The sequence below is a fragment of the Halomonas sp. BM-2019 genome (assembly GCF_017584085.1).
Map to the genome: position 1 here is coordinate 1,458,367 of NZ_CP071922.1, position 5,222 is coordinate 1,463,588.

General features: G+C 69.3%; 4 protein-coding genes and 1 pseudogene. 2 read left to right on the top strand and 3 right to left on the bottom strand.

What is annotated here, in order from left to right:
* A pseudogene (locus J5F18_RS07370) lies at nucleotides 1-346 on the top strand (mechanosensitive ion channel family protein); the annotation flags it as partial.
* A 72-nt stretch (nucleotides 347-418) separates the two neighbouring features.
* Nucleotides 419-1,861, top strand: a complete 1,443-nt coding sequence (locus tag J5F18_RS07375; protein ID WP_346301624.1) for a hypothetical protein — start codon at nucleotides 419-421, stop codon at nucleotides 1,859-1,861.
* A gap of 13 nt (nucleotides 1,862-1,874) precedes the next feature.
* On the opposite strand, the gene J5F18_RS07380 is transcribed toward J5F18_RS07375, so the two are convergent.
* The 3 genes from J5F18_RS07380 to J5F18_RS07390 form a co-directional block, all read right to left on the bottom strand.
* Nucleotides 1,875-3,140, bottom strand: a complete 1,266-nt coding sequence (locus J5F18_RS07380) for a NupC/NupG family nucleoside CNT transporter (RefSeq protein ID WP_346301625.1) — start codon at nucleotides 3,138-3,140, stop codon at nucleotides 1,875-1,877.
* A 40-nt stretch (nucleotides 3,141-3,180) separates the two neighbouring features.
* On the bottom strand, nucleotides 3,181-4,008 hold the full coding sequence (locus tag J5F18_RS07385; RefSeq protein ID WP_346301626.1) for an outer membrane protein OmpK: 828 nt from the start codon (nucleotides 4,006-4,008) through the stop codon (nucleotides 3,181-3,183).
* 72 nt (nucleotides 4,009-4,080) lie between these two features.
* Complete coding sequence (locus J5F18_RS07390; protein WP_346301627.1) at nucleotides 4,081-5,067, bottom strand: nucleoside hydrolase; 987 nt, start codon at nucleotides 5,065-5,067, stop codon at nucleotides 4,081-4,083.
* Nucleotides 5,068-5,222 lie beyond the last annotated feature (155 nt).

Consider the following 5,222-nt stretch of genomic DNA (forward strand, 5'->3'; position numbering starts at 1 on the left):
CGCCCTGATGCGCCTCCGCATTCCCCACGACATGAAGATCGATGACGCCATCACGCTGATGCAGGAGACCGCCCAGGCGCTGCGCCAGGACCCGATGATGCGCCACTACATCTGGTCGCCCCTGGAGATGCAGGGCATCCAGGCCTTCGAGGAGGGCTGCCCGGTGCTGCGCATGCGCTTTCGGACCGCCCCGGAGATGCAGTGGGATGTGTCCCGCGCCTTCAATCTGCTGTTGCGTCAGCGCATGGAGGAGCAGGGGCTCGACCTGGCCATGCCGAGGCTCAGCGTCAGCATGGAGGGCCGCGGCGGCGGGCGCCTGAGAGCATCGAGATGCCGCGGGGCGTGAGCCCGGCCGGGCCGGGGTGGCGGACCCCGGGGGCGATACCAGTGCCCGCGGCGCCTCGCCGGATCCGGGGCAATGATCAATGTCGAGCGCCAGGACAGCTTCCACCTGCGTATCTCCCGGATGCTTCAGGAGGAGACCTCCCACCGGTTCGATCTCTTGCTGTTCGTGCCAGGGGAGCTGGGGCTGAGCGCCAACGTGATCGCGGAGGAGGAGTTCTACCACGCCGCCATCCACGTCAAGCGCACCTACTTCAGCGACCGCTATCGGCTGCCGCTGGTGCTCAGCCGCCTGGCCGAGCGCGGCAGGCTCGACCCGGAGCAGTATCGCCTGAGCCTGAGCCTCTACGCCTATCAGTATGTGGTGGCCCTGGAGCATTCCACCCAGCCGCTGCTGGAGGCCGCCCGCCGGGCGCGCAAGGCCGAGAAGTCCGCCGCCACGGGAAAGAAGGCAGCGTCCGAGGGGCGGGCGGAGGAGGGGGACTCCCTGGTGGCCCAGCTGGAGGAGCATGCGGGCCTGGCCGCCAGTATCCTCAAGCGGCTGCGCCGCCAGAAGCCCACCGAGGAGAGCCTGCACCGCTACTACGTGACCATCGACAACTACCTTTCCTGGTTCACCGAGCAGCGCCTGCTGGCGCTACTCGCCAACCTGCCCCGCGGGGGGCACTTCCGGCGGGTCCGCGAGCGGCTGCTGGCGATCTGCCGCGATGAGGCCGCCTATCGCGAGACCCAGGAATACAACTCGCTGCGGGTCACCCGGGACCCCACCCGGATGTCCAACAAGATGCGCCTGCTGCGCCGTCTGATCGAGTACCCGGTGACCCTCAAGCAGCGCACCCAGGAGCTCGGCGGCGGGGAGCAGAAGGCGGTCAAGGGGCTGGCCACCGCGGTGGTGATGGTGTTCGTCTCCCTGGGGCTGCTGCAGGTCCGCGATACGCTCTCCGACATCACCGCGCTCTTCGTGCTGGCCATGGCGGTGCTCTACGCCCTGCGCGAGGTGTTCAAGGACGACCTGCGCAATACCCTGTGGCGTCTGCTGCGCAAGGGGCGGCCCAAGTGGCGGCGCCAGTACCTGGACCCCACCCGCAACGTGCTGGTGGGTCGCCAGCTGGAGTGGTTCGACTACACGCGCTTTCCCAGGCTGGACCCGGAGATCCAGCGGGTGCGCAAGCGCAACGTGGCCCAGCGCGAGGAGATGGTGGTGCACTACCGCTCCAGCTCGCGCATGTCGCCGACCCGCTTCCTCAGCGGCTACGACCACACCCGCGAGATCCTCACCCTGGACCTCTCGTTGATCGCCCGGCTGATGGACAAGGGCAGCCACCGGGTCTACCGGCTGGAGGAGGGGCAGGTGGTGCGCGAGGAGGTGGAGAAGCGCCACCTGATCAACCTGGTGATCCGCGAGACCCAGGGCGACCGGCCATCGACCCTGCAGCGCTGGAAGGTGGTGATGAGCCGCTCGCGGATCGTCGACCTGGAGCAGGTCCACGCCGAGGGGGCCGGCCACGACGAGGCGTAGCCGGGCCCGGCGCTCAGGCGAGGGCGAGGAAGAACCCGGCCAGGGTCGCCGACATCAGGTTGGAGAGGGTGCCGGCGAGCACCGCCAGCAGGCCGAAGCGGGCGATGTCGTGGCGGCGGTTGGGGGCGATGCTGCCGAGGCCGCCGAGCAGGATGGCCACCGAGGCCAGGTTGGCGAAGCCGCACAGGGCGAACGACAGGATCGCCATGGTGTGGGGCGTCATCACCTGGCCGGTAGCCGGCACCAGCTGGCTGCCGTCGAGGTAGGGGGCCAGGTTGATGTAGGCGACGAACTCGTTGACCACCACCTTCTGGCCAAGGAAGGAGCCGGCGAGCGTCGCCTCCTCCCAGGGCACGCCGAGCAGGAAGGCCAGCGGCGCGAACAGCCAGCCGAGGATCAGCTCGAGGCTCAGCGCCTCCATGCCGACCCAGCCGCCCACGCCGCCGAGGATGCCGTTGAGCAGGGCGATCAGGCCGATGAAGGCGATCAGCATGGCGCCGACGTTGGCGGCGAGCATCAGGCCGGAGGAGGCACCGGCGGCGGCGGCGTCGAGCACGTTGCTGGGGTGGTCCTCCTCCTCGTCGAGGCGCGCCTCGGCGGCGGAGATGCTGTCCTCGGGGGTCTGGGTCTCGGGCATGATCAGCTTGGCGAACAACAGCCCGCCGGGGGCGGCCATGAAGGAGGCGGCGACCAGGTACTCCATGGGGATGCCCAGCGCCGCATAGCCGGCCAGCACCGAGCCGGCCACCGAGGCGAGCCCGCCGCACATCACCGCGAAGAGCTGGGAGGGGGTCATGCGGGCGATGAAGGGACGCACCACCAGGGGCGCCTCGGTCTGACCGACGAAGATGTTGGCGGTGGCCGAGAGCGACTCGGTACGCGAGGTGCCGAGCGCCTTCTGCAGGGCGCCGCCGAGGATGCGGATCACCCACTGCATGATGCCCAGGTAGTAGAGCACGGCGGTCAGCGAGGAGAAGAAGACGATCACCGGCAGCACCCTGACGGCGAAGACGAAGCCGATGTTGTCCACGTCGGCCAGGCCGCCGAAGAGGAAGCCGATGCCGTCGTTGGCGTAGGCCACCACCTGGCTGACGGCGTCGGAGACGGTGGCGAGCACCGCCTGGCCGGCGGGCACGTAGAGCACGAAGGCGCCGATGCCGGCCTGGAGGGCGAAGGCGCCGCCCACGGTACGCAGGCGGATGGCGCGACGATCGGTGGAGAAGAGCAGGGCGATGGCGATCAGGGACGCCATGCCGACGAGGCTCATGGTGATGGTCATGGGAATGCCTCCAGGATTCGGGCTGCGAGGACGCCGGGCCTTACAGGAAGTTGAACTTGAGGGTGTAGATCATGGCGTTCTGGTAGGCGTCGGGGGTGCCCAGCTTGTTGTTGGCATAGCGGTACTGCACCCCGGTGGTGAGCCGCTCGTGAGGGTGCCACCAGAGACTCACTGCGCCATTGGTGCCGACGGGCCCGGCCTTGTCGCCGACGAAGTTCTGCTCGAGATAGGCGTCGGCGCGATCGAAGGTCTGCTCGTGCCAGTTGGTGACGCTGAAGGCCTGGTCGAAGGCCTGGAAGTCGTAGCCGGCCACCCAGCCGGCCATGTAGCCGTTCATGCCGGTGTGGCCGCTGCTCTGCACCCGGGCCGCGCCCAGGAAGGGCTTGACCCACAGGCCATTGGCGAAGGTGTGGCGAAAGCCCAGGCCGAGCACCTGATCCTGCTCGCGGGCATTGAAGCCCGGGTCGCGGAAGTCGTAGACATGGGCATAGAGGGAGAAGGGCGAGTCGCCCAGGTAGAAGTGCGAGGTCAGCTTGGCGGCGGTACGACGATTGTCCCGGCCGTCGCTGTCCGCGTCGAAGCGGCTGTTGCCCGGGTTCTCGAGATCGGCGAAGCCGTAGAACTCGCCCCACTCGAAGCCCACGCCCCCCTCCAGCTCCAGGTAGAAGAAGTCGCTCTTGGCGGCGTTGTCGGCGGTTCGCCGCTCGGTGCCGCTGGACCAGTCCAGGTAGTTGAGCGAGGCATTGGCGAAGGACCAGACGGGGGTCAGGGTGTCGGCCTGGGCCAGGGGGATGCCCAGCACCACCAAGGGCGTGCCGAGGGTGGTGGCGAGGGTGGTGGCGAGGGCGGAACGGATGCGTGGTGTCATGGGAAGCCTCTGTTGTCGTTGTATGGGGCCCGGCAGTACCCCGAAGCGGGGCACGCCGGGGGAGCGGGGGGCTCAGTCCCGGCTTCGCTCAGCGTCGATAAAGGTGTCCAGGAACAGCGCCAGCAGGCGCTCGGCGTCCACGTCCACGCAGACCCGCTGGGAGGGGTGGCCGTCCCAGTCGCCGGGCGGGAAGTCCCGATCGTCGGGGCGCTGGAGGGTCTGGCCCATGGCGAGGCCGTCGCACACCGCCCGCACCGGGCCCGAACGCAGCGTGAAGAGACTCGGGTCGATGACATAGGCCACGGCGCTGGAGTCGTGGACATAGCAGCCGTCGATGGCCTCGCGCTGGGAGTAGAAGTCCACGTAGTGGCGCGAGATCGCCCACATGAACTCGCCATCCTCGCCGCCCTGGTCGCGCAGGCGGGCGAAGTCGGCGTTGCGCATCAGTACCCGGTGGGTCACGTCCAGGCCCACCGCGGTGACCGGCCAGGGGGCGGTGAAGACCAGGTCGGCGGCCAGGGGGTCGCCGTGGATATTGGCCTCCGCCGCGGGGGTGACGTTGCCGCCCTGGCCGTCGACACCGAAGGCGCCGCCCATGATCACCACCGCCTTGACAAGCTCGGCGATCGCCGGGTCCTCCTTGAGGGCCAGGCCCAGGTTGGTCAGCGGGCCCACCGCGACCAGGGTCACCTCGCCGGGATGGGCGCGTACCGTGTCGATGATCCAGCGATAGGCGGGGCGGGGATCCGGTTCGCGGCTCGGCGTGAAGCTCTGGCCGACGTTACCCAGGCCATCGTCGCCGTGCACCATGGCCGGCGGCGCCGACTTGGGCAGCGCCAGGGGCTCCCGGGCACCCTGGGCGATGGGCACCTCGATGGCGAAGCGCTCGGCCAGGTAGCAGGCGTTGCGGGTGGTGGTGTCGATGCTGGCATTGCCGTGCACGGTGGTGATGCCGAGCAGCTCGATGGCCGGGTGGCGGTGCAGGAAGAGCAGCGCCATGGCGTCGTCGACGCCCGGGTCAGTATCGAAGATCACCTTGGCGGGCAGGGTGGTGGTCATTGTTGTTCTCCTCTGGCTACGGAATCAGTGGGGGTCGAGTTCGTGGCGGTGGGGGATCGAGGCCTGGGCCCCGGGGCGGGTGACGGCGATGGCGGCGGCCGCCTGGCCCTGGCGGATCGCCGTCTCTACCTCGGCGCCCTGGACCAGGGCGGCGG